We start from the raw sequence: 23,450 nt of genomic DNA on the forward strand, positions 1-23,450 counted from the left end.
CTTGAAAGCAATTTAAGGGGTTGACAGAGGCGCTTGAGATTGTAGAATAGCGCGCCTCAGACACACGAACGCAGCGATGCGAACGGGTGTAGAGAACGCAGTAAGTTGTAATGCAGCACTTGAAATAATTCCGTGATAGCTCAGTCGGTAGAGCAAATGACTGTTAATCATTGGGTCCCAGGTTCGAGTCCTGGTCACGGAGCCAATTTCAAACCGGGGTATAGCGCAGTCCGGTAGCGCGCCTGCTTTGGGAGCAGGATGTCAGGAGTTCGAATCCCCTTACCCCGACCATTTTTGGGTCGTTAGCTCAGTTGGTAGAGCAGTTGGCTTTTAACCAATTGGTCGTAGGTTCGAATCCCACACGACCCACCATTTTTGAAACCAGTTAACGCTGGAATCGAATCTTAAGATCAGACGCCAAAAGCTCTGTTCGCAGAAGGCGCCTTTCAAAGGTGCCTTTTTTTTACCGGGGTATAGCGCAGTCCGGTAGCGCGCCTGCTTTGGGAGCAGGATGTCAGGAGTTCGAATCCCCTTACCCCGACCATATTGAAAATCCTCGTATCGAAAGATGCGGGGATTTTTTTTGTCCGACAAAACCCCGCATTCTTCATTCAAGTCGTCATACAACTCGCCGATAACCCGCAAACAGGGGACTGCCCAACGACGCCCCTCATTTCTGCCCACAAGAATAAGGCGCCCGTCATGTTGCTCCGTCAGTTGAATATTGCCCCCCGTGCAGCCCTGGGGTTTGCCTTGATCGCGGTTCTGGTTGCGTTGCTCGGGGTGTTTGCCCTGGGGCAGATGTCGAGCATTCGCGACAGCGAAGTGGCCGTGGAAAATCAATGGCTGCCGAGTATTCGCGGCGGTGACGAGATCCGCGAGATCATGCTGCGCATCCGCACGATTTCCCTGCGCATGGCGCTGGATCAGGATCCGAAGAACATCCCCACCTACCGCAGCCAAATGGACACCCGCGACAAGGAGCTGAGCGAGAAGATCAGCGCTTACGACCGCCTCGTCACCACGCCGGAAGGCCAGGCGTTGTATGACCAGTTCAAGACCACTTTCACTACCTATCGCGCGGGCATTGCCCAGTCCTTTACCTTGGCCGAGCAGGGTCGCCGCGATGAGCTGACCAAATTGCTGCTGGTGGACATGAAGACCGTGGTCGACGGCTCCGGCAAGCAACTCAGCGATCTGGCCGAGATGTTCTCCAAGCAAGTCGCCATCGAAAGCCAGAACTCCCAGGCGCATTACGACACCTCGCGGATGATCGTCAGCCTGTTCATCGCCCTCGCCGCATTGGCTACCGTCGGCCTGGCGATGTTGCTGACCCGCAGCATCGTGCGCCCGTTGAGCGAGGCTGTGACCGCTGCCGAACACGTGGCCAGCGGCGACCTGACCCGGCCGATCGCCACCCACGGCAATGACGAAGTCAGTCGTTTGCTCAAGGCCTTGGCCACCATGCAGCAGAACCTGCGGGAAACCCTGCAAGGGATCAGCGGCTCGGCCACGCAGCTGGCCGCCGCGGCCGATGAGCTGAACGCGGTCACCCTCGACAGCACCCAAGGTCTGCAGCAACAAAACAACGAAATCGAACAAGCGGCCACCGCGGTGAACGAGATGACCACGGCAGTCGAAGAAGTCGCACGCAACGCGGTGTCCACGTCGGACGCTACCCGTCAGTCGAGCGAGTCGGCGCACCTGGGCCAAGAGCGCGTCAGCGAAACGGCCCATGCCATCAGCGCCCTGGCCAGCGACGTGCAGCACACCGGCGAACTGGTGCAATCCCTGGCCAATCAATCCCAGGACATTGGTAAGGTGCTGGACGTGATCCGCGCCATTGCCGAGCAAACCAACCTGTTGGCGCTTAATGCCGCCATCGAAGCGGCGCGGGCGGGGGAGAGCGGGCGTGGTTTTGCGGTGGTCGCCGATGAAGTGCGCGCACTGGCCGGGCGGACGCAGCAGTCGACCCAGGAAATCGAGCAAATGGTCCAGGGCATGCGCAACGGTTCGACCCTGGCCCTGGATTCGATGCAGGCCAGTGCCTCCCGAGCCTCCAGCACTCTGGTGCTGGCAGAGCGAGCCGGTGAAGCGTTGCAGACGATTACCGCGTCGGTGCATGAAATCCACGAACGCAATCTAGTGATCGCCAGCGCCGCTGAAGAGCAGGCGCAAGTGGCGCGGGAAGTCGATCGCAACCTGGTGAACATCCGCGATCTGTCGGTGCGCTCAGCGGCGGGCGCAGATCAGACCAGCGCGTCGAGCCATGAACTGTCGAAACTGGCCAATGCGCTGCAAGGCATGGTGCAACGCTTCCGCGTGTAAAGCCGCCAGGCACAAAAAAGCCGCGCCTCTCAATGGGAGGCGCGGCTTTGTTTTGTCGCTGACTCAGTTACCGTCTTGGTCTTTCAAGTGTTCGAACAGGCCTTTTGGCATTTTCTTGCCGTTGGCTTCGTAGTTCGCTTTGACGTTGTCGTAAGCCTCTTGCTCGTCGATGAAGCCATCGTGGTTGGTGTCGATTTTGTCGAAGTTGGACTTCGGCGCGACTTTCTGAAACTCCGCGCGGGAGACTTTGCCGTCGCCATCGGTGTCGGTCTTGGCCATCGATGCGTCACCGCACTTGCCTTCACCGCATTTTCCTTCTGGGGTTTTTACCGAGGTTTCGGCCGAGGCGACCATGTAACCCTGGGTCAGCGGCTGTGCAGCGAAAACCGAACCGGACAACATCATGCCACCGGCCAGAACGGCGCCAAGCATGCCAAGGGTGTTTTTGCTGAGAGTAGTGGTACGGGACATTTACATTCTCCAGGGTTGCACGACACAACCGCACGATTAGGGGCGCCGCGTGATTGCGGCTCTTCCCCGGAGCAGGCCTTGCCTTGCTCGGGTGTGGCCATTAAGCGGCCCTGGTGTATCGCTACTGTGTCGTGACGCGGGGAGTTTGTAAGCGAAGGTCAGGAATGCATGGCGGGGATACAGTGAGACACAGATCCATGAGTTGATCACTGAAAAAGTGGGAGCTAGCCTGCTCGCGAAAGCGTCGCCAATCGCCGTTGACTGGCCTGACGCTATCGCGGGCAAGCCCGCTCCCACAGTGTCCTGCGCCATAAGCGAAATGGTGGCACTTCAAAATCCCTGTGGGAGCGAGCCCTGCTCGCGAAAGCGTCGGTCCAGTCAGCGATGATGTTGAATGGGCTGACCTCTTCGCGAGCAGGCTCGCTCCCACAAGGGGCTGGGGCCATCCGCGCAATGGTGGCTCAACACAAATCCCTGTGGGAGCGGGCTTGCCCGCGATGAGGCCCTGTCGACGCAGACCTTAGTGCAGCTTGAGTCGCGGCTCGGTCCCGCGTCCGATTTTGCTCCCGAGCATCAGCATCGCGGTACGAAACGCGCCGTACAGCGCCATCTGGTGCATGCGGTACAGCGACACATAAAACATCCGCGCCAACCAGCCTTCTAGCATCACGCTGCCGGTCAGGTTGCCCATCAGGTTACCCACCGCCGAGAACCGCGACAGCGAAATCAGCGAGCCATAGTCGGTGTACTTGTACTCAGGCAGCGGCTTGTTTTCGATGCGCAACTTCAGCGATTTGGCCAGCAGCGACGCTTGCTGATGCGCGGCCTGGGCCCGCGGCGGTACGTTGCGATCGGTGCCAGGTTGCGGGCAAGCGGCGCAGTCGCCAAAGGCGAAGATGTTCTCGTCGCGGGTGGTTTGCAAGGTCGGCAACACTTGCAGTTGATTGATGCGATTGGTTTCCAGGCCATCGATGTCCTTGAGGAAACCCGGCGCGCGAATCCCCGCCGCCCACACCTTCAGGCTGGCCTTGATCTCTTTGCCATCGGCGGTGATCAGGCTCTCGGCGGTGACTTCACTGACCGACGCATTGGTCATCACATTGACCCCGAGTTTCTCCAGGGTTTTATGCACCGGCCCGCCAATTCGCTCCGGCAATGCTGGCAACACCCGTGGCCCGGCTTCTATCAGCGTGATGTGCATGTTTTCCGGTTTGATCCGGTCCAGGCCGTAGGCCGCCAGTTCATGGGCCGCGTTGTGCAGCTCAGCCGCCAACTCCACACCAGTGGCACCGGCGCCAACGATGGCCACGCTGATTTGCTCGACCACATCGGTCTGGCCAGCGTGGGCGCGCAGGTAGTGGTTGAGCAGTTGCTGATGGAAGCGCTCGGCCTGCTTGCGGGTGTCGAGGAACAGGCAGTGCTGCGCAGCGCCTTCTGTGCCGAAGTCGTTGGTGGTGCTGCCGACCGCGATGACCAGTGAGTCGTAAGGCACTTCCCGCGCCGGGACCAGCTCAATGCCGGCTTCGTCGTAGGTGGCAGCCAACTGGATTTTCTTCTGCGTGCGGTCGAGCCCGCTCATACGCCCCAGCTGGAACTCGAAGTGGTTCCATTTGGCCTGGGCCACATAGTTGAGTTCGTCTTCGGAAGAGTTAAGCGACCCAGCGGCCACTTCGTGCAGCAAGGGTTTCCAGATGTGCGTCAGGTTCGCGTCGACGAGCATCACACTGGCGGTGCCGCGCTTGCCCTGAGTCTTACCCAGACGGGTAGCCAACTCCAGACCGCCGGCGCCGCCGCCAACGATAACAATACGATGAGTCATGGGAATATCTCGCAAGGCTAAAAGAAATCGGTGTGTTAACCCGCGCGAGTGCAAAGCGACTCATAGCGTCAGGTAACTGATAAGGCGGCTCAGCAGGCCCAAGCCAATGGTCACCGCCAGCACGATCACCAGGAGCATCCACGGCCGGAAAGGCCGGCGCTCGACTTGGTGCTGCGACAACTGCAGGTAGTCTTCGACATGCTTCTGGTCGTCGGGGTTCAGGCGGCTGGTCATAGAGGCCTCGTCAGGTAGACGTTGCTGAATGGGTAGCGGCTACGGCGAGTTTCAATTGGGATTGAATGGCGCGTAGCCGCTGTCCGGAATGGGCTCGACGCTGATCGAGTCGTCCAGGCGAATGATTCCACTTTGTAACACTCGGGCGGTGATTCCGCCATGTCCGCGCACGGCTTGAAAGGTGCCGGGGCCGAGGTTGTTTTGCAGGCGCGCGCAGGGCTGGCACCAGCCGGTGGTCTCGAAAATCGCCTGGCCGATACGAAACCGTCGGCCCTTGAGGCTGAACAGGTTGATGCCGCTGACCACGATGTTGCGTCGCAACTCCATCGGCAGTACCGGTTGCTCGGCGGGGCGGCCCATCAATGAGCTGATCACCGGCAGATGCTCCCACTGAATCAAGGTCACTTGCCGCGCATTGCGCACCCCTGGGCGCGCGCGATCGCCGGTCAACCCGGCTTCCAGTCGCGCTTCTACGGCGTCCAGTTCAATCATCGGTGCATGCGGTTCGGGGCGCACGCCGATCCAGCGCACACGGCCGATTTGCGGCACTTGGGCGATCAATTCTTGCAAAGGGCTCACAGGCTGATTCCCACGTCGAAAACAATGCTGCGCCCCAGATTGCTGCGCAGGAAATCCGGGGCGTCCGGATGCGCGAACAGCACGCGGGCGAAGGTCGGGCCCACCAGCGACAACGAGCGCCAGCCCTGGCGCAGGTATTCGGTGGGCGGCGGAAAGTGGCTGTTGAGGTCGAGCACTTCGCGTTTGAGGCTGGCGAACGCAATGATGTCCAGTTCGCCGAGGTCCATGCCGCGCTCTTTGTAGTTGTGGGCTTTCTTGCGCAGGGTCGGCGCCAGGCGGGTAAGAAACTCGTTGGCCGGGATGCGCTTGGGCTTGGCCTCGCGGCGCACCAATTGGCTCAGGGAAAACGCGCTGCGCCTTCGTTGCAGTTCGTCGCGCCATTCGTCGTTAAGCCGACGACCTTCGTCGAGCACGAAGAACACCTCGAAACTGGCATCGCGGAATAACACGTCCGGCGGCTCGCCCGCGGGGGCGAATTCATCGGCGCGGTACGGGATGTTCAGGCCTTGCAGCAGGCGCTGGCAGACCCAACGCTCACGCTCCCATTTGCGGGCATTGGACAGGAACGCGTTGGCTTGCTCGGCCGCGATGGTCAGCAGGCGTAAATAATCGGAATCATCCATAGGCCCAAGCTTAGCGTTCAATCGCGATCTGCTGAAAGCATTGCATTAACTCAAGCACACCGGGCGTCGGTGTAGACTGCGGACACGGACATCGAAACGGCCGAGGAGGCGCGTGTGAGCGGGGTGGTCAAGCATGATCGGCGCTGAACTGTTGTCGCCGCAAACCCTGACGCTGGGCTGGCTGATCTATGCGCCGGTGCTGCTCTGGGCAATTGCGCGGGCGCCGTGGGTCGAGTTGTTCAGTGACCGGCGTCGGCAGCATTTGCTGTTCGGCACGGTGTTCGCGCTGTTTATGCTGTGGTTGGTAAGACGGGATTTCGATACGGGCGTGTCGTACCACTTCATCGGCATGACCGCGGTCACCCTGCTGCTGGACTGGCCGCTGGCGATCATTGGCGGGTTGGTGGCGCAACTCGGGCTGGTGCTGCTGGGGCGTCAGGATCTGCTGGCGGTCGGCGTCAACGGCTCGCTGCTAATCCTGTTACCGGTACTGATCACCGAATGCTGCGCGATCCTGGTAGAGCGCGCCCAGCCGCGTAATCCTTTCGTGTACATCTTCTGTTCCGGTTTCCTCGCGGCCGCGCTGTCCGCCCTGTTGTGCCTGCTGATCGCCCTCGGGGTGTTGTGGTTCGACGAACGCTTCGCGATGCCGGAATGGCTGGAGGATTTCGTCGGTTACCTGTGGCTGATCATTTTTCCCGAGGCGTTTATCAACGGCATGGTGGTCAGTGCGCTGGTGGTGTTCTGCCCGGAATGGCTGGAGACCTTCAACCGCACCCGCTATTTGTCGGCGCCCTGGAAGGACGACGACAAGCGCTAGAGGTCAGTGGCGCGGCTCAAACTCTTCGCTGAACAAATCGTCCTCGGCGTCCGGTCTGACCGGAATCTTGTGCTCTTCCGAGGCCCAGGCACCCAGGTCGATCAGCTTGCAACGATCGGAACAGAACGGCCGGAATTTGCTTTCCGCGCTCCATTCCACAGGGGCGCCGCAGGTCGGGCATTCGACGGTAGGGGTTTGGCTCATGACTGGCCTCCACGCAAAGTAAGATAAAAATGATGCAGGCGTTCGACTTCGCTGTGCAGCCAGGCGAGGTCGCGGTCGTTGACCACCACGTCGTCGGCGTGCCGGATGCGGTCTTGCCGGCTGGATTGGGCCTTGAGGATCGCCTGGACCTGATGTTCGCTGGTCTGGTCCCGTTGCAGGGTTCGCGCGATCTGCAACTGTTCCGGGGCATCGATGACCAGGATGCGCTGGGTCATGCTGTACTGGCCGGACTCAATCAGCAGCGGTGACACCAAAATCGCGTAGGGCGATTTTGCCAGCGCCAGGTGATGAACGATTTCCTCGCCGATCAACGGGTGCAGCAGCGCTTCCAGCCAGCGCCGTTCTTCCGGCACTTCAAAGATCAGGGCGCGCAGGGCGGCACGATCCAGGCTGCCATCGGCTTGGAGAACACCGGCGCCGAAGTGCTCGGCGATCTTCGCCAGCGCCGGGCGACCAGGCTCCACCACCCAGCGCGCGGCGTGATCGGCATCCACTACATGCACGCCGAGCGTAATGAAATGCTCCGCCGCCGCGCTCTTGCCGCTGCCGATGCCGCCGGTAAGGCCGAGAATCCAGGGTTTATCCACAGGGGTATTCATTTGAAACCGACAAACTGCCAATAGAAGTCGGTTATTTGACCACCCCAGAGCAAGGCAATCCAGCCGGCAATTGCCAGGTAGGGGCCGAAGGGGATCGGCGTCGAGGTTTTCGCGTCTTGCAGGCGCAATAAAATCAGGCCGCTGACGGCGCCCACCAGCGACGACAGGAGCACGGTCAACGGCAGAATCTGCCAGCCACCCCAGGCTCCGAGCAACGCCAGGAGTTTGAAGTCGCCCTGGCCAATGCCGTCCTTGCCGGTCAGTAGCTTGAATACCCAAAACACCGACCACAGCGCCAAGTAACCGGCCACGGCGCCCCACAGTGCATCGTCCAGCGGTACAAACACCGCGAAGCTATTGACGATCAGGCCCAGCCACAACAGCGGCAGCACCAGCACGTCGGGCAGCAATTGATGGTCGGCGTCGATCAGGCTCATCGCCAGCAAGCCCCAGGTCAGCAACAGCGCCATGGCGGCCGGCCAGCCGTAACCGAAATGCCAAGCAATGAAGGCCGACAACAGTCCGCACGCCAGCTCGGTTAACGGATAACGCTTACTGATCGGCGCCGCGCAACGGGAACAGCGGCCGCGTAGCAGCGCATAACTGAGTAATGGGATGTTTTCCCGGGCGCGAATGCGGTGAGCGCAGTGCGGGCATTGCGACGCCGGGAGCATCAGGTTATAGGTCGGGCCGGGCGGTTGCGCCGGCAGTCCCAAGACATCCCGCGCTTGCGACTGCCATTCGCGCTCCAGCATCTTCGGCAGGCGCCAGACCAGCACATTGAGAAAGCTGCCGACAATCAGCCCGAGCAGTAACGCACTAAGGACAAACGCCTGGGGCCAGGTGATCAGGAATTCACTCAAGGGCATATCAGACTGCTGCACCCAGTTGAAAGATCGGCAGGTACATGGCCACCACCAGGCCACCGACCACCACGCCGAGGATCACCATGATGAAGGGCTCCATCAGGCTGGTGAGGTTGTCGACCATGTTATCCACTTCGTCCTCGTAGAAACTCGCGACCTTGTCGAGCATGTCGTCGAGGGCACCGGACTCCTCGCCGATCGCGGTCATCTGGATCGCCATGTTAGGGAATACCCCCGCGGTGCGCATGGCGAAATTCAGCTGCATGCCGGTGGATACGTCCTGCTTGACTCGAAGCACTGCACGCTTGAACACCACGTTACCGGTGGCGCCGGCCACCGAGTCCAGCGCCTCGACCAAGGGCACGCCAGCGGCAAACGTGGTGGACAAGGTCCGCGCATATCGGGCGACCGCCGACTTGTACATCAGCGTACCCACCAGCGGCAGTTTCAGCAGCCAGGTGTCCATGCGGTCGCGAAAGCCTTGCGAGGTCTTGAGCGCATGTCGCAGCCCGAAAACTCCCGCGATCATGCCGCCGAGGATGGCCCACCACCATTGCTGCATAAACTCCGACAGGGCGATCACCATCACCGTGAACGCCGGCAGCTCGGCGCCGAAGCCGGCAAACACCGATTTGAACTGCGGCACCACTTTTACCAGCAGAATCCCGGTCACGATTGCCGCGACGAAGATCACCGCCGTGGGATAGGTCATGGCTTTCTTGATCTTGGCCTTGAGGCTTTCGCTTTTTTCTTTGTAGGTGGCGACCCGTTCCAGCAAGGTGTCCAGCGCGCCGGCATGCTCGCCGGCGTCTACCAGATTGCAGTAGAGCTCATCGAAATATTGCGGCTTCTTGCGCAGCGACGTGGCGAAGCTGTTACCGGCGGCGACTTCCTGTTTGACCTCGTCCACCAGTTTGCGCATGGCCGGGTTTTCGAAGCCCTCGCCGATGATGTCGAACGACTGCAACAGCGGCACGCCGGCCTTCATCATGGTCGCCATCTGCCGGGTGAACAGGGCGATGTCCCGGGGTTTGATGCGCTTGCCGAAGTCGAGGATCGATACTGACTTCTTGCGCACCTTGCCGGGGTTGATCCCCTGTTTACGCAGTTGGGCCTTGATCAGCGCCGGGTTGAGACCGCTCAGTTCGCCGGTCATTTTCGTGCCTTTGCGGTCGGTGCCTTCCCAGGCGTAGACGTTGAGTTTTGCCGCTTTCACCGCCATGTTCAGTCCTTGGTCACCCGGTTGATTTCTTCAAGACTGGTGATGCCCTGCATCGCCTTGTGCAGTCCGGAAGTGCGCAGGTCGTTGAAGCCGTCCTTGCGCATCTGCACGTCGATTTCCAGCGAGTTGCCTTCGGCCATGATCAGCCGTTGCAGTTCCGGCGTGTTCTTCACCACCTCGTAGATCCCGACACGGCCCTTGTAGCCGCCGTTGCAGTGTTCGCAGCCGACCGGCTCGTAAATGGTGAAGCTGCCGATGCGCTCTTCGGGGAAACCTTCCTTGATCAGCGTCTCCCGCGGGATTTCGATGGCTTTCTTGCAGTGGCTGCACAGTTTGCGCGCCAGGCGCTGGGCGATGATCAGATGCACCGCCGTAGCGATGTTAAAACCGGGAATGCCCATGTTGTGCAGGCGGGTCAGGGTTTCGGCGGCGCTATTGGTGTGCAGGGTCGAAAGCACCATGTGCCCGGTTTGCGCGGCTTTAATGGCGATTTCTGCGGTTTCCAGGTCACGGATCTCACCGACCATGATCACATCCGGGTCCTGACGCAGGAACGAGCGCAGCGCTTGGGCGAAGTCCAGGCCTTGCCGTGGATTGACGTTGACCTGGTTGATGCCTTCGATGTTGATCTCCACCGGGTCTTCGGCGGTGGAGATGTTGATGTCGACGGTGTTGAGGATGTTCAGGCCGGTGTACAGCGACACGGTCTTGCCCGAGCCGGTGGGTCCGGTCACCAGGATCAGGCCTTGTGGCTGCTTGAGGGCGGCCATGTACAGGTCTTTCTGGTCGGGCTCGTAGCCGAGGGCGTCGATGCCCATTTGTGCGCTGGTCGGATCCTGGATCCGGATCACCACTTTTTCGCCCCACAGGGTCGGCAGGGTGTTGACCCGAAAATCGATCGACTTGCTTTTCGACAAGCGCATCTTGATCCGCCCGTCCTGGGGTTTGCGCCGCTCGGAAATGTCCAGGCTGGCCATGACCTTGAGCCGCGCGGCGATGCGGTTGGCTAACTGGCTGGGTGGGCGCGCTACCTCACGCAGGATGCCGTCGGTACGCACTCGCACTCGGTAGGTTTTTTCGTAGGGCTCGAAATGCAGGTCGGACGAGCCGCCCTTGATCGCGTCCAGCAGCATCTTGTTGACGAAGCGCACCACCGGCGCGTCGTCGGCGTCCTGGCCGGCAATCGAGTCCTGGCGCTTATCGTCGACGGCTTCGATGTCGAGGCCATCGAGGTCGACGTCGGCCATGTCTTCGAGGCCGGTGGCGTCGCTGTCGAAAAACTTGTCGATGGCCAGGCTGAGTTTGTCGTCCTCCACCAGGATCGCTTCGGTGCTGAGGCCTGTGCTGAACTGAATGTCGTTGATGGCCTGGTGGTTGGTCGGGTCGGAGATGCCGACGAACAGCTTGTTGCCGCGCCGCCATAAGGGCAGGGCGTGATGCTGGCGCACCAGTTTTTCACTGACCAGGCCTTTGGGCTGGGTCTCTTTGTCGAGGCAGTTGAGATCAAGCAGGGCCACGCCGAAATGCTCTGAGGCGATTTCGGCGATTTGCCGACTCTTGACCATCTTGTTCTGCACCAGATAGCTGACCAGCGAGATACGTCCACGCAGGGCTTGTTGATAGGCCTGTTGTGCGCTTTTGTCGGTCAGCAGCTCGGCCTGGACCAATTGCTTGGCCAGACCGCTTAAGACGATATCGTTCATGGGGTTACCGCAAGCAGACAGTTCATGACTTATAGCCTAGTCAAGCCAGCGAGCCAAACGTCCCACACCAAGGTGACAAAAAGCGTCAGATAGTGCGGTTAATGGGGTAGGACTTCATCACCTCTGTCAGAAAAAGCTCCCGCAGGCGGGGCGCAACGCCGTTGGCATGTGCTGTGCTTGGGTCTGCTCAGGTCATGAGAATTCGCCTCATGCATGGAGCTGCCTATGAATAGTCAAAAAGGTTTCACCCTTATCGAACTGCTGATCGTTGTGGCGATCATTGGGATCTTGGCGACGTTTGCCATTCCGGCATACTCGAAGTACCAGGCGCGAGCTAAGGTCACGGCGGGACTGGCGGAGATTTCGGCGCTGAAGGTTAACTATGAGGACCAGGTCAACTCAGGTACGGGTTCTCCCACAGTTGACAAGATCACTTCGAACGCCACCACAACGCATTGCACGATTACTGTCGGAGCAAGTCCCGCCAACAGCATTATCTGCACGCTTAAAGACGCTCCGGCTCCAGTAACCAACGCAACTGTGACGCTCACTCGCGACGTCACATCTGGGTGGTCATGCAAAACTAGTGCTACCTCCGAATATGCGCCGAAAGGCTGCACTGCCGCCGCTGCTGCAGGATAAAAAAACTAAAATCAAACGCCCCGCCAATACTGCGGGGCTTTTTTTTGCCTGCGGAAAGGTCATCTGTAGCAGTTTGGAAAACTGCAAAAAATTCAGCACCTTAGGAACTTTTCAAAAAACCGCAACTTGCATGTAGAAATCTTCGAGGTCATGCAATTTGCATGATTCCGGAAAATTTTAGATTTATTAAGTTGTTGATTTATATAGAAAAAACAACTGTCTCAAAGTTGGCACAGCGTTCGCAATATCTACGATAACCCTGCTGAATCTGACACCAGCAGACTTTATAGAAAAACAGGAGTTACTCGTATGAAGAAGTTCGCTATCGCTGCCGCAACTGCAACCGCGCTGACCCTGACCATGGCCAACGCTGCATTCGCTCAAACCACCCAGGCTACTCAGTCGCCAATGGTGCTGGCAGCCGGTGAAGTTACCCAGGCTAAAGAAGCTACCTCCGATACCTGGATCACCACCAAGGTCAAAAGCGACCTGCTCACCGAGAAAGGCATTCCAGGTTCCGACATTAAAGTCGAAACCAACAAAGGTGTTGTATCGCTGTCGTCGACTGTCGCTGTAACTGATGCGCAGAAAACCACCGCAGTAGCCATCACCAAAAAAATCAAAGGCGTCAAAGCTGTATCGGCTGACGGCCTGAAAGCCGAGTAAGGCTTAAGCTTCTCGCTTGAACAAGGAGAAGATGCGACAGCCGAGCCGAGTAATACGACTGTCGCTCTAAGGAGTTCATGCGAACGGCCATACGGACATGGCCATTACAGGCCCCGGCACTTGTGTCGGGGCCTGTTCTATTGTGGCTGCAGAAAAGTTGAAGTCGACGAGATCCCTGTGGGAGCGGGCTTGCCCGCGATGACGTCGGCACTTTCAGCATCGCATGCATCTGACCCACTGCATTCGCGAGCAGGTTCGCTCCCACAAGGGATTAGGGTAGCGGCGGGGATCAGTTCCCGCGCTTGCTGGTGATCTGCACCAGCCTATTACCCTCGAAGCGCAAGTACTGGTACATCCCGCCGTTCGGCCCGTAGGTCCATTCCTCGACCTGAAACTCTTCCCGACGATTGGCGCTGCGCTTGTAGCCCAGCCCATCCCGCGCCACGGGTTGGCCGCACTTCTGCAGCACTTCGCTGGATCGGTCGCCGACGCTGATCAACTGGCTGCCACAGCGCAGGGTATCCGCCGCCGCAACCGGGCCCGCGCTCAGTATGAGCGCCGCAGCACACCACCAAAGGGCTCGCATCACTCTGCATCCAGGTGCATAGGGGTGATCACTCGGCCATCGCTTTCGGCCTGGCCCAGGTGGGCGTCGATGAAGTACACGCGGTCATCCTCAAGCTGGGCTTTGTCCACCAGGTAATCCTTGATGCTGCTGGCGCGATCCTGGCCCAGTTGCCGCAGCAGCACATCGCTGGCGCCCCAGAACTTGATCAGCCCCTCGCGCAATTTCGCCGTGCGTTCTTCCTTGCCCAAATCCTGCCATTCCACCGGCGGCTGGACTTTCAAGCGAGTGCGGTAGATGCCTTCCAACAGCGGTGCTTTCTCGCTTTCCGGCACTTCCAGCAGCGATGCCTGCGCCGGCACCTTGTCGCCACGGCGCTGCAGGATCTTGTAGTAGTTGTATTGGTATTCACGTTCCAGGCGTTGCTCGGCGATCAACGGGCCGTCGCTGCTGGCAGCGGCAGTGCCTTCGATTTCCAGGCGCAGCGCCGGACGTTCCTTGAGTGCTTGTGCGAGTTTAACCAGGGCCGCTTCGGCGTCTTTGCTCAGATCGCTGGAACCAGGGGCGAAGGACACGCTGCCCAGATCCTGTGAGCCGCCGCCACTGACCAGCCCGCCGATCAGTTTGAACGGCGCGGCGGCGGCTTTGACGATCAGGTTGCGCAGGGTTTGCCAAACGATAGGCATCACACTGAATTGCGGGTTGTTCAGGTCGCCGGTCACCGGCAGCTCGATGGAAATCTTGCCGTCGACGTCCTTGAGCAGGGCGATGGCCAGTTTCAGCGGCAGGTTGACCGCGTCCGGGCTGTCGACTTTCTCGCCGAGTTGCAATTGCTCGACCACCACTTTGTTTTCAGCCTTCAATTGGCCCTTGGTGATCAGGTAATGCAGGTCTAGATTAAGCCGGCCCTTGCGGATGCGGTAACCGGCGAACTTGCCGGAGTAGGGCGTCAGGGTGGTCAGCTCGACCCGTTTGAAACTGGTGGCGATGTCTAGACTGGCCATGGGGTCGAACGGGTTGACCGCGCCTTTGATCGTGACCGGCGCATACCGATCGACTTTGCCTTTGACGTCGACGGTGGCGGGCTTGGCCTGACGACTGTCGATGGTGCCGATCTGACCGTTGAGTTGTTGCACGGCGGTGGCGAAGTTAGGTGTCAGGCTGAAGTCGGCGAAGTTGGCCGAGCCATCGTTGATATCGATGCCACCCACATGAATGCCCAGAGGCTTGTCCTTGCTGGCAGCGGGTTTGGCGGCGGCGGTTTTCGGTGCGCTGTCGGCCGGTTGCGGAATCAGCAGATCATCGACGTTGGTGCTGCGATCGTCGTTGATCATGAAGCGCGCGTAGGGCTGGAACAGTTTCACGCGGTCGATCGACAGGCTGTCGCCATGTTGATAATTGAAGCCTTCGACCAGCAGTTGCTGCCACTTGAGGAAATCGCGGGTCTTGAGGGTGTCGAGGGTATGCAGTTGATCGACTTGCGCCCGGCCGGTCACGCTGAAGGCCAGCGGATCGGTACTTTTCAGATCTACCGCCAAGTCACTGCCGAGCATGCCGCTGCGCAGTTCCAGGCGAATGAACGGGCTGATGTAGGACTGCGCCACACGCAAGTCGATGTCCTTGGTTTGCACATTGAGCTTGGCCGCGACCGGTGCCAGGTTGACCTCGCCGTCGGCGGTCAGCTTGCCCTGCTTGCCGATGCCGGTGTCGAGCTTCAGGGCAAAGGGCGATCCGTTGAGGCTGTCGAAATTCTTCAGGTCGAGGTTCAGTGGCCCGACATCGATCACCACGGGCGGCTGGGCCTTACGATCGGCCAAGTGAACCTGATAGTTGCGCAGCTGCACGTCCTTGATCAGCACTTGCCAGGGTTTGCTTGGGGCGGCAGGTGCCGGTTTCGGCGAGTCGGCCGCTGCGGGCGTATTGACCGGCTCGGCGTCGGCCTTGGCTTTCGCCGCAGTTTTGGCCGGTTGGCTGGCGAACAGTTTTTGCCAGTCGAGTTGGCCGTCGGCTTCCAGCGCGGCCCAGGTTTCGAGTTTGTTGCTGCGGATCTTGCCGACCACCACTTGCTGCTTGGCCAGGTCGACGCTGGTTTCGCTGACGTCGAGCCGCTCCAGCCGGGCGAGTGGCCGGCCGTCCGGGGCCTTGATGGCAAAAGGCGCGATGCTGACCGAGGCGTTGCTCAGCAGCAGTTCGGTTTCCTTGGCCAGGTTGAGTTTGTAGTCGGTGCTCAGATTAAGCACGCCGTTTTCCAGCACCAGCGGCAGCGCGTCACGGACGTACGGCCACCAAACCTTCATCTGGCCGTCAGTGATTTTCAACTGACCTTCGGAGGCGATCGGGATCAGGCTGAAATTACCGGTCCAGTCGATCTGCCCGCCTTCGGGGCCGGCCGCGACCAGGGTCATGTCGGCGTTATCTTCCGGTAAGGTGCTGAGGTTTTTCAGTTCAAAGTCGAGCTTGTCGTAGAGAAACTCGATCGGCTCGCTGGGGCGCGCATCCTGGAAGTGCACGTAGCCGTCGGCGAGCTTGATGCGTTCGATACGCAACGGGAAGGGCTTGGCCTCGGGGTCCGCTGGCGTGGGTTCACTGGCGGGCAGCTTGAACAGGCCGCGCAAATTGAGCTGACCGTTTTTGGCGAAGAGGATTTCCGTCTTGGGCTTATCCAGTTCGATGTCAGACAGATGCAGCGCCTTGGTCCACAGGCTGTCGAGTTGCAGGTTGGCGTACAGGCGCTCGAAGCCCACCTGCTCCTTGCCCGGTTCGCCAATGACCAAGCCCCAGAGGGTGACTTCCAGGCTGAACGGATTGAGCTCGATACGCTGCAAATGCGCAGGGGTGGTGGCGTAGTTGGCCAACTGCTGGTTGGCCACGCGCAAGGCGATGCCCGGCAAAATCAGAAACCCCAACAAACTGTAGAGCGCGATGGCAGTCAACAAGGCGCCGATGGCGCGGATCAATCCTTTGGGCATGTGTGGCTTCATCTGTCTGACCGGAGTGCCTTGGAGTATGGCACGCGTTTTCGGTTCCGAAGTAACCACGGGGCATAGGAAATGTCTGAAAGTGCCGTCGGTGTCTACAGTTGCAGGATCAGGGTTTTCAGGGGTGGCTGGCCGTCGAGCGAAGGGAAATCCGCACCCGGTGTCATGACTGTGCATTCGCGGACCGGCCGCCCGGCCTTCTCCGCACAGCGCAAAACTTGCTCGCGCCAGTCGTCCATGTTGACCTTCGCCAGGTTGTTGCAGCAGATCAGCACGCCGTCATCCGCGGTGCTCAAGAGCGCAGGTTTCAGCAGGCTCTGATAGTCGCGCAGCAGGTCTACGGTGCCGAATGCGCTCTTGGCCCAGGCCGGTGGATCGAGCAGCACCAGGTCGTACTGGCGCTGTTCGAGACGCGGATAACTGGGCAGTTTCTGCCCGCGTCGCTGGCTGATCGGCAGACCGGCCAATTGGCGGATCGCCGGGAAGTAGTCGGACTGGATGAATTCCATGGTCGGAAGATTCGGATTGAGCTGTCCGTTTTCTCGACCCACCGCCAAGTTGCCCTCGGCGAAATCGAGGTTGCACACCTCACGGGCGCCACCGGCGGCGGCACTTAGGCCGACGCCGCAGGTGTAGGCGAACAGGTTGAGCACGCTTTTGCCCTGGCTGTGCGCCTTGACCCAGCCGCGCGTGTTGCGCAGGTCGAGAAACAGCAGCGGATCTTGCCCGGCATGACGGCCGCGCACCCGGTAGTTCAGGCCCCATTCGTGGCCGACCAGATCAGCGAGCGCTGCGTCATCGGCACGGTACACCGTGTCCTGGCGGTCGATCCGCGAATTGCCCCGGGAGCGGTCGTTGTACACCAGCAAGGTGTTGAGCTGGAGGTGATGGTTGATCGCGTCGTGCAAGGCCAGCAAGTCGTCGCGTTCCAGCGCTTGATGGAAACTTTGCACCAGCAATTGCGGGCCATAGCGGTCTACAGTCAGGCCGCCGGCACCTTCCTGGCTGCCGTGGAACAGGCGATAGCAATCGGTGCCTTGCTGATGCAGCTCGGCGAGCAGGTCTTGACGATGATCGAGGGCGGCGCGCAGCGCCTGATTCAAGGAAGACATGCTGGGCGCCTTGCGAACAGGGAAATAAGGCGCGGGAGTCTAACAGCATTAAGTCTGTGGCGAGCGGACTTGCTCCTGCTTGGGCGGGTGGCGGCCGCGAAAGATTGGGCCTGCTGCGCAGGCCAGCGGGAGCAAGCTCCCTCGCCACAAGAAAGCTCGCCCGCCATCACTGAGCGCCCTGGTCTCAGAGGCTGTTTACTGGTTCAGCCGTTTATCAATCAGGCCCTCGACCACGCTCGGATCGGCCAGGGTCGAGGTGTCGCCCAGGCTGTCGAGTTTATTGCAGGCGATCTTGCGCAAAATGCGACGCATGATCTTGCCCGAACGGGTCTTCGGCAGCGCCGGGGCCCACTGGATCAGGTCCGGCTTGGCAAAACTGCCGATTTCCTTGCTGACGTGGGACAGCAATTCCTTCTTCAGTTCGTCGTTCGGTTCCACGCCGTTCATGGGCGTGACGAACGCGTAGATGCCCTGGCCCTTGACGTCGTGGGGGTAACCGACCACGGCGGCTTCGGCGATGCTGTCGTGCAGCACCAAGGCGCTTTCCACTTCGGCGGTGCCGATGCGGTGGCCGGACACGTTGATCACATCGTCGATGCGCCCGGTGATCCAGTAGTCGCCATCCTCGTCGCGTCGCGCACCATCACCGGTGAAGTAGTAGCCGGCGTAGGGTTTGAAGTAGGTGTCGATCATCCGCTGCGGATCGCCATAGACGCTGCGGATCTGCGCCGGCCAACTCGCCTTGATCGCCAGGACGCCACTGCCGGCGCCGCTGATTTCCTTGCCTTGCTCATCGAGCAGCACCGGTTGAACGCCGAACATCGGCTGGGTAGCGCAGCCCGGTTTGATCCGTTGCGCGCTCACCAGCGGGCTGAGCATGATCCCGCCGGTTTCGGTCTGCCACCAGGTATCGACGATCGGGCAGCGCTGTTCGCCGACGGTGTTGAAATACCATTCCCACGCTTCCGGGTTGATCGGCTCACCGACACTGCCGAGTAGTCTGAGGCTGGCGCGGGACGTTTCCTTCAAAGGTTCGGCCCCTTCGCGCATCAACGCGCGCAGGGCGGTCGGCGCGGTGTAGAAGATGTTGACCTGATGTTTATCGATCACTTGCCAGAAGCGCGAGCTGCTCGGGTAACTCGGCACACCCTCAAAAATCAGGGTGGTGGCGCCGTTGGTCAAGGGGCCGTAGACGATGTAACTGTGGCCGGTGACCCAGCCGACGTCGGCGGTGCACCAAAACACCTCGCCGTCCTGATAGTCGAGCACGTACTTGAATGTCATCGCCGCTTGCAGCAGATAGCCGCCGGTGGTGTGCAGCACGCCTTTGGGTTTGCCGGTGCTGCCGGAGGTATAGAGGATGAACAGCGGATCTTCGGCGTTCATCGGCTCCGGCAGGCAGTCGTCGCTGACGTCGCGCAGGGCCTGGTGATACCAGAGGTCACGGCCCTCGACCCAGGCGACATCGCCCTGAGTGCGCTCGACCACGATCACCGTGCTGACGTTCGGACAGCTTTGCAGGGCTTTGTCGACGTTGTGCTTGAGCGGTACATATTTACCGCCACGCACGCCTTCGTCTGCGGTAATGACCGTTCGGCAGTCGGCATCGAGGATCCGGTCGCGCAGCGAATCCGGGGAGAAACCGCCGAACACCACCGAGTGCACCGCGCCGATCCGCGTGCAAGCGAGCATGGCGTAGGCCGCTTCCGGAATCATCGGCATGTAGATGCACACCCGATCGCCCTTTTTCACACCACGGCTTTTCAGCACGTTGGCCAGGCGACAGACGTTGTGATGAAGTTTCTTGTAGGAAATGTTTGCCGACTCGGCAGGATCATCGCCTTCCCAAATGATCGCCGTCTGATTGCCGCGCGTGGCGAGGTGGCGGTCGATGCAGTTGTAGCTGACGTTCAACTGGCCGCCGGCAAACCATTGGGCCTGGCCGGTCCGGATGTCGGACTGCTGGACTGTCTGCCAAGGCGTGGACCAGTCGAGGAAGCGCGTGGCCTGTTCGGCCCAAAAGAGGTCGGGTTGCTGGATGGATTGCTGGTACAGGCGCCGGTATTCGTCCTGACTCAGTTGCGCAGCCCGGCGGACGGCATCGGCTTTGGGGAAAGTGCTGATATCGAACATGACGGTTCCTTATTCTTGTTTTTGCGACAAGTCATAAAGATGCGCCGAGTGGTGCGAGGGTTCAAGTCACCCCTAAAACAACGGTGGGAGCGAGCTTGCTCGCGAAAGCGTCTCGGCATTCAACACTGATGTTGACTGTCAGGCCGACTTCGCGAGCAGGCTCGCTCCCACCGAGGGGATCAGGTGTTGATCGATTTAACCGCGGTGACGTCCGCGGAAGTAGTTGATCAAGCCTTGGGTGGACGGGTCGTCAGCCGGGGTTTCTTCGCTGCCGACCAGGCGGTTGTAGACGCCTTTGCCCAGTTCCTTGCCCAGTTCCACGCCCCACTGGTCGAAGGCGTTAATGCCCCAGACCACGCTTTGCACGAAGACTTTATGTTCGTACAGCGCCACCAGTGCGCCGAGGCGACGCGGGCTGATGCGTTCGACCACCAGCGTGTTGCTCGGGCGGTTACCCGGGATCACCTTGTGCGATGCCAGTTTCTGCACGTCGTCTTCGGCCATGCCTTTTTCGCGCAGCTCGACTTCGGCTTCTGCGCGGGTCTTGCCAAGCATCAGCGCCTGGCTCTGCGACAGGCAGTTGGCGTACAGCCATTGGTGATGATCGGCCACCGGGTTGAAGCTGACGATCGGCACGATAAAGTCGGCCGGGATCAACTGGGTGCCCTGGTGCAGCAACTGGTGGTACGCGTGCTGACCGTTGCAGCCCACGCCGCCCCAGATCACCGGGCCAGTCTCGGTTGACACCGGCGTGCCGTCCTGGCGCACGCTCTTGCCGTTGGATTCCATGTCCAGTTGTTGCAAGTGTTTGGTGATGTTGCGCAGGTAGTGGTCATACGGCAGGATCGCGTGGCTTTGCGCGCCCCAGAAGTTGCCATACCAGACACCAAGCAACGCCAGCAGCACCGGCATGTTCTGTTCGAACGGTGCGCTCTGGAAATGCTGGTCCATGGTGTAGGCACCGGACAGCAGTTCCTTGAAGTTGGACATGCCGATCGCCAACGCAATTGGCAAACCGATGGCCGACCACAGCGAGTAACGGCCGCCGACCCAGTCCCACATCGGGAAGATGTTTTCTTCGCGGATGCCGAAGGCTACGGCCGCCGCGTTGTTGCTCGAGACGGCGATGAAGTGCCGGTACAGCTCGGCTTCCGAACCACCCTGGGCCAGATACCAGGCGCGGGCGGCCTGGGCGTTCTTCAGGGTTTCGAGGGTGTTGAAGGATTTCGACGAGACGATGAACAGTGTGGTCTCGGCGCGCAGCTTCATGGTGAGCTCGTGGAACTCGCTGCCGTCGATGTTCGCCAGGTAGTGACAGCGCACGCCTTTTTGCGCGTAGGACAACAGCGCTTCAGACACCAGTTCCGGACCGAGGAACGAGCCACCGATGCCGATATTGACCACGTCCGTGATCGGCTTCTCGGTGTAGCCGCGCCATAGACCGTCGTGGATGCGGCCCACCAGATCGGTGATCTGGTTAAGCACCTTGTGCACTTCCGGCATCACGTTGACACCGTTCACCGACAGCTTGTCGCCCACCGGGCGGCGCAGGGCGGTGTGCAGGGCCGGGCGGCCTTCGGAGGTGTTGACGATCTCGCCTTCGAAAAGCGATTTGATCGCGCCCTTGAGGTCCACGGCATTCGCCAGGCCGACCAGCAGGTCGCGGGTCTCGGCGGTGATCAGGTTCTTCGAGTAGTCGAGAAACAGGCCGCAACTGCTGAGGGTGAATTGGGTAAAGCGCTGCGGGTCGGCATTGAAGGCCTCCCGCATGCTGAAATCCTGCATGGCCTGGCGGTGATCTTTCAACGCTTTCCAGGCGGGCAGAGCGGTAACGTCTTGGGGATTGAGGTAATACGCCATCGCTGCGGGCTTCCTTTTGCTTGAACTGCCTTTTGAGACACTTGAAAAACCGGAATGTCCTGGCCAATGACGGCGGCGGATTCCGGTCGGGCTGCGTGATCACGATTTAATTGCGCAGCGCGGTAACAGTAAACCTCGGCGCTGATTCTGTCTCGGCTTTGTCTGCCCTGCGGCCGGTACTTTTTTATAACGGTTTTCTAACGTGGCAGCGGATTCAAGCGGTGGCGTCGAGGTTAAGGTGCAGGTTATCGATCAACCGCGTGGTGCCGAGGAACGCCGCCACCAGAATCACCAAGTCGCGGTCTTCGGCGGTGGCCGGGCGCAGGGTCACGGCGTGGCGGATTTCCAGGTAGTCAGGACGCAAGCCGGCGCCTTCGAGTTGCTGGCGCTGTGCGCCGAGCAGGGCCGGGTAGTCGCGTTCGCCTTGCTGGATCGCCTCGGCAATCGCCGACAGCGTGCGGTACACCACGGGCGCGGTGGCTCGCTGTGCTTCGCTGAGGAATCCGTTGCGCGACGACAGCGCCAGGCCATCGGCGGCGCGCACAGTAGGTTCGCCGAGGATCTGAATCGGCATGTTCAAATCGTGCACCAGCGCGCGAATCACCGCCAACTGCTGGAAGTCCTTCTGACCGAAGACCGCAAGGTCTGGCTGGACCATGTTGAACAATTTGCTGACCACAGTCGCCACGCCTTCGAAATGCCCAGGGCGGCTGGCGCCGCACAGGCCTTCGGACAATTGCGGAACGCTGACGCGGGTTTGGCCGGCCATGCCGTCGGGATACATTTCCTCGACGGTGGGGGCGAACAGCAAGTGGCAGCCGGCTTCGAGTAGTTTTTCCTGGTCGGCGGCGAGGGTGCGCGGGTACTTGTCGAGGTCTTCGCCGGCGCCGAACTGCAGTGGGTTGACGAAAATGCTCGCGACCACGAAATCGACCCGCTGCGACGCCTTGGTCACCAGCGCCACATGGCCGCTGTGCAGGTTGCCCATGGTCGGCACGAAGCCGATGCGTTTGCCTTCACTGCGGGCACGGGCGACGGCAGCCCGCAGTTCGCGGACGGTTTTTACGGTGTTCATGCAGAGAATCCGTGTTCGGCGCCGGGGAAGGTCGCGGCTTTGACTTCGGTGACGTAGGCGCTCAGGGCAGCCTGAATGGTAGGTTGGCCAGTCATGAAGTTCTTCACGAACTTCGGTACCCGCCCGGTAATCGACAGGCCGAGCATGTCGTGCAGCACCAAGACCTGGCCGTCGGTGGCACTGCCGGCACCGATGCCGATCACCGGGATCTTCACTGCTTGGCTGATTTCCGCCGCCAGTTCGCTGGGTACGCATTCGAGCAGCAGCATCGCCGCGCCGGCCTGTTCGAGCGAGATCGCGTCGGCGCGCATCTGCCGGGCCTGGTTTTCGTTACGGCCCTGGACCTTGTAGCCGCCGAGAATGTTCACCGCTTGCGGGGTCAGGCCCATGTGCGCGCACACCGGAATGCCGCGCTCGGCCAGCAGGCGAATGGAGTCCGCCAGCCACAGCGCGCCCTCGACCTTGATCATGTGCGCACCGGCCTGCATCAGCGTGGCACTGTTGAGCATGGTTTGTTCGAGGGTGGCGTTAGCCATGAAAGGCAGGTCGGCGAGGATCAGCGCGTCGGTGTTACCACGTTTTACCGAGGCGACGTGGTAGGCCATTTCCGCGGTGGTCACCGGCAGGGTGCTGTCATGCCCTTGCAGCACCATGCCCAGCGAATCCCCCACTAGCAACACTTCGACGCCAGCCTCATTGCAGGCATGGGCGAAGGTCGCGTCGTAGCAGGTCAGCATGGTGATTTTTTCACCCTTCTGCTTGAGGCTCTGAAGGGTTGTCAGGGTAATGGCTGGCATGTCAAAAATTCCTCGTTCAGGCGCTCTGGAAACTACAGCGAGTCACGCGCGTGGTTCGTCATTCACTCAGGCGCACGCTCTGTTGTCGTGCTTTTTTGGCCTGGATTGCGCCCTATGCGCCGCGTTGGCGGCA

21 protein-coding genes and 4 tRNA genes are annotated in these 23,450 nt (G+C 60.3%); 8 read left to right on the plus strand and 17 right to left on the minus strand.

What is annotated here, in order from left to right; genetic code table 11:
- Nucleotides 1-129 precede the first annotated feature (129 nt).
- The 5 genes from RG836_RS16760 to RG836_RS16780 all read left to right on the plus strand — a co-directional run bounded on the left by RG836_RS16760 (nucleotide 130) and on the right by RG836_RS16780 (nucleotide 2,328).
- Nucleotides 130-205: transfer RNA gene (locus RG836_RS16760), tRNA-Asn, on the plus strand.
- Nucleotides 206-214: 9 nt separating this feature from the next.
- Nucleotides 215-291, plus strand: a tRNA-Pro gene (locus tag RG836_RS16765).
- A gap of 5 nt (nucleotides 292-296) precedes the next feature.
- Nucleotides 297-372: transfer RNA gene (locus RG836_RS16770), tRNA-Lys, on the plus strand.
- A 95-nt stretch (nucleotides 373-467) separates the two neighbouring features.
- Nucleotides 468-544, plus strand: a tRNA-Pro gene (locus tag RG836_RS16775).
- 158 nt (nucleotides 545-702) lie between these two features.
- Nucleotides 703-2,328 carry a methyl-accepting chemotaxis protein gene (locus RG836_RS16780; protein WP_310847609.1) on the plus strand — a complete coding sequence of 542 codons (1,626 nt, stop codon included), beginning with the start codon at nucleotides 703-705 and terminating at the stop codon, nucleotides 2,326-2,328.
- A 63-nt stretch (nucleotides 2,329-2,391) separates the two neighbouring features.
- On the opposite strand, the gene RG836_RS16785 is transcribed toward RG836_RS16780, so the two are convergent.
- The 5 genes from RG836_RS16785 to RG836_RS16805 all read right to left on the minus strand — a co-directional run bounded on the left by RG836_RS16785 (nucleotide 2,392) and on the right by RG836_RS16805 (nucleotide 6,054).
- Nucleotides 2,392-2,799 (minus strand): HvfA family oxazolone/thioamide-modified RiPP metallophore, encoded by a 408-nt coding sequence (locus tag RG836_RS16785; RefSeq protein WP_310847611.1) that lies wholly within the window; start codon nucleotides 2,797-2,799, stop codon nucleotides 2,392-2,394.
- Between the two features lie 520 nt (nucleotides 2,800-3,319).
- Nucleotides 3,320-4,618 carry an NAD(P)/FAD-dependent oxidoreductase gene (locus RG836_RS16790; protein WP_310847614.1) on the minus strand — a complete coding sequence of 433 codons (1,299 nt, stop codon included), beginning with the start codon at nucleotides 4,616-4,618 and terminating at the stop codon, nucleotides 3,320-3,322.
- Nucleotides 4,619-4,678: 60 nt separating this feature from the next.
- A complete protein-coding gene (locus RG836_RS16795; RefSeq protein WP_310847615.1) occupies nucleotides 4,679-4,852 on the minus strand; it encodes a DUF3094 domain-containing protein in 174 nt (57 codons plus the stop codon).
- Nucleotides 4,853-4,903: 51 nt separating this feature from the next.
- Entirely contained in the window at nucleotides 4,904-5,431 is a 528-nt protein-coding gene (locus tag RG836_RS16800; protein ID WP_310847618.1) for an MOSC domain-containing protein, read from the minus strand.
- Entirely contained in the window at nucleotides 5,428-6,054 is a 627-nt protein-coding gene (locus RG836_RS16805) for a DUF1780 domain-containing protein (RefSeq protein ID WP_310847621.1), read from the minus strand. The genes RG836_RS16800 and RG836_RS16805 overlap by 4 nt, the downstream gene beginning before the upstream one ends.
- A 133-nt stretch (nucleotides 6,055-6,187) precedes the next feature.
- On the opposite strand from RG836_RS16805, the gene RG836_RS16810 reads away from it, so the two are divergent.
- Nucleotides 6,188-6,874, plus strand: coding sequence for an energy-coupling factor ABC transporter permease (locus RG836_RS16810; protein WP_310847624.1), 687 nt, complete (start codon nucleotides 6,188-6,190; stop codon nucleotides 6,872-6,874).
- Nucleotides 6,875-6,877: 3 nt separating this feature from the next.
- On the opposite strand, the gene yacG is transcribed toward RG836_RS16810, so the two are convergent.
- From yacG to pilB, 5 genes are read right to left on the minus strand one after another with little or no spacing between them, the layout of a single operon-like run.
- The gene (gene yacG / locus RG836_RS16815) at nucleotides 6,878-7,078 is read right to left on the minus strand and encodes a DNA gyrase inhibitor YacG (RefSeq protein WP_310847628.1); all 201 of its coding nucleotides are present in this window, start codon (nucleotides 7,076-7,078) and stop codon (nucleotides 6,878-6,880) included.
- The gene (gene coaE / locus RG836_RS16820) at nucleotides 7,075-7,698 is read right to left on the minus strand and encodes a dephospho-CoA kinase (protein ID WP_310847630.1); all 624 of its coding nucleotides are present in this window, start codon (nucleotides 7,696-7,698) and stop codon (nucleotides 7,075-7,077) included. The genes yacG and coaE overlap by 4 nt, the downstream gene beginning before the upstream one ends.
- The gene (locus RG836_RS16825; protein WP_310847632.1) at nucleotides 7,695-8,567 is read right to left on the minus strand and encodes a prepilin peptidase; all 873 of its coding nucleotides are present in this window, start codon (nucleotides 8,565-8,567) and stop codon (nucleotides 7,695-7,697) included. The genes coaE and RG836_RS16825 overlap by 4 nt, the downstream gene beginning before the upstream one ends.
- A gap of 1 nt (nucleotide 8,568) precedes the next feature.
- On the minus strand, nucleotides 8,569-9,786 hold the full coding sequence (locus RG836_RS16830) for a type II secretion system F family protein (protein ID WP_310847636.1): 1,218 nt from the start codon (nucleotides 9,784-9,786) through the stop codon (nucleotides 8,569-8,571).
- Between the two features lie 2 nt (nucleotides 9,787-9,788).
- Entirely contained in the window at nucleotides 9,789-11,489 is a 1,701-nt protein-coding gene (gene pilB, locus RG836_RS16835; protein ID WP_310847639.1) for a type IV-A pilus assembly ATPase PilB, read from the minus strand.
- Between the two features lie 225 nt (nucleotides 11,490-11,714).
- Here pilB and RG836_RS16840 point away from each other — a divergent pair, with 225 nt between their 5' ends.
- Together RG836_RS16840 and RG836_RS16845 are read left to right on the plus strand one after the other, a co-directional pair.
- The gene (locus RG836_RS16840; protein WP_310847642.1) at nucleotides 11,715-12,131 is read left to right on the plus strand and encodes a pilin; all 417 of its coding nucleotides are present in this window, start codon (nucleotides 11,715-11,717) and stop codon (nucleotides 12,129-12,131) included.
- A gap of 309 nt (nucleotides 12,132-12,440) precedes the next feature.
- A complete protein-coding gene (locus RG836_RS16845; protein ID WP_310847645.1) occupies nucleotides 12,441-12,797 on the plus strand; it encodes a BON domain-containing protein in 357 nt (118 codons plus the stop codon).
- 289 nt (nucleotides 12,798-13,086) lie between these two features.
- Here RG836_RS16845 and RG836_RS16850 read toward each other — a convergent pair whose 3' ends face one another.
- The 7 genes from RG836_RS16850 to panB form a co-directional block, all read right to left on the minus strand.
- On the minus strand, nucleotides 13,087-13,383 hold the full coding sequence (locus RG836_RS16850) for a DUF2845 domain-containing protein (protein ID WP_310847647.1): 297 nt from the start codon (nucleotides 13,381-13,383) through the stop codon (nucleotides 13,087-13,089).
- Nucleotides 13,383-16,331: a DUF748 domain-containing protein gene (locus RG836_RS16855; protein ID WP_310847649.1), complete on the minus strand. Its 2,949-nt coding sequence runs from the start codon at nucleotides 16,329-16,331 to the stop codon at nucleotides 13,383-13,385. Before RG836_RS16855 ends, RG836_RS16850 begins: the two co-directional genes overlap by 1 nt.
- Before the next feature lie 104 nt (nucleotides 16,332-16,435).
- Nucleotides 16,436-17,452, minus strand: a complete 1,017-nt coding sequence (locus tag RG836_RS16860) for a class I SAM-dependent rRNA methyltransferase (protein WP_310847651.1) — start codon at nucleotides 17,450-17,452, stop codon at nucleotides 16,436-16,438.
- 195 nt (nucleotides 17,453-17,647) lie between these two features.
- Entirely contained in the window at nucleotides 17,648-19,585 is a 1,938-nt protein-coding gene (acs, locus tag RG836_RS16865; protein WP_310847653.1) for an acetate--CoA ligase, read from the minus strand.
- A gap of 195 nt (nucleotides 19,586-19,780) precedes the next feature.
- Nucleotides 19,781-21,445, minus strand: a complete 1,665-nt coding sequence (gene pgi / locus RG836_RS16870; RefSeq protein ID WP_310847655.1) for a glucose-6-phosphate isomerase — start codon at nucleotides 21,443-21,445, stop codon at nucleotides 19,781-19,783.
- A gap of 214 nt (nucleotides 21,446-21,659) precedes the next feature.
- A complete protein-coding gene (panC, locus tag RG836_RS16875) occupies nucleotides 21,660-22,520 on the minus strand; it encodes a pantoate--beta-alanine ligase (RefSeq protein WP_310847657.1) in 861 nt (286 codons plus the stop codon).
- Complete coding sequence (gene panB / locus RG836_RS16880) at nucleotides 22,517-23,317, minus strand: 3-methyl-2-oxobutanoate hydroxymethyltransferase (protein WP_310847659.1); 801 nt, start codon at nucleotides 23,315-23,317, stop codon at nucleotides 22,517-22,519. Before panB ends, panC begins: the two co-directional genes overlap by 4 nt.
- Between the last annotated feature and the right edge of the window lie 133 nt (nucleotides 23,318-23,450).

The organism is Pseudomonas rhizozeae (assembly GCF_031583775.1).
Lineage (GTDB): Bacteria > Pseudomonadota > Gammaproteobacteria > Pseudomonadales > Pseudomonadaceae > Aquipseudomonas.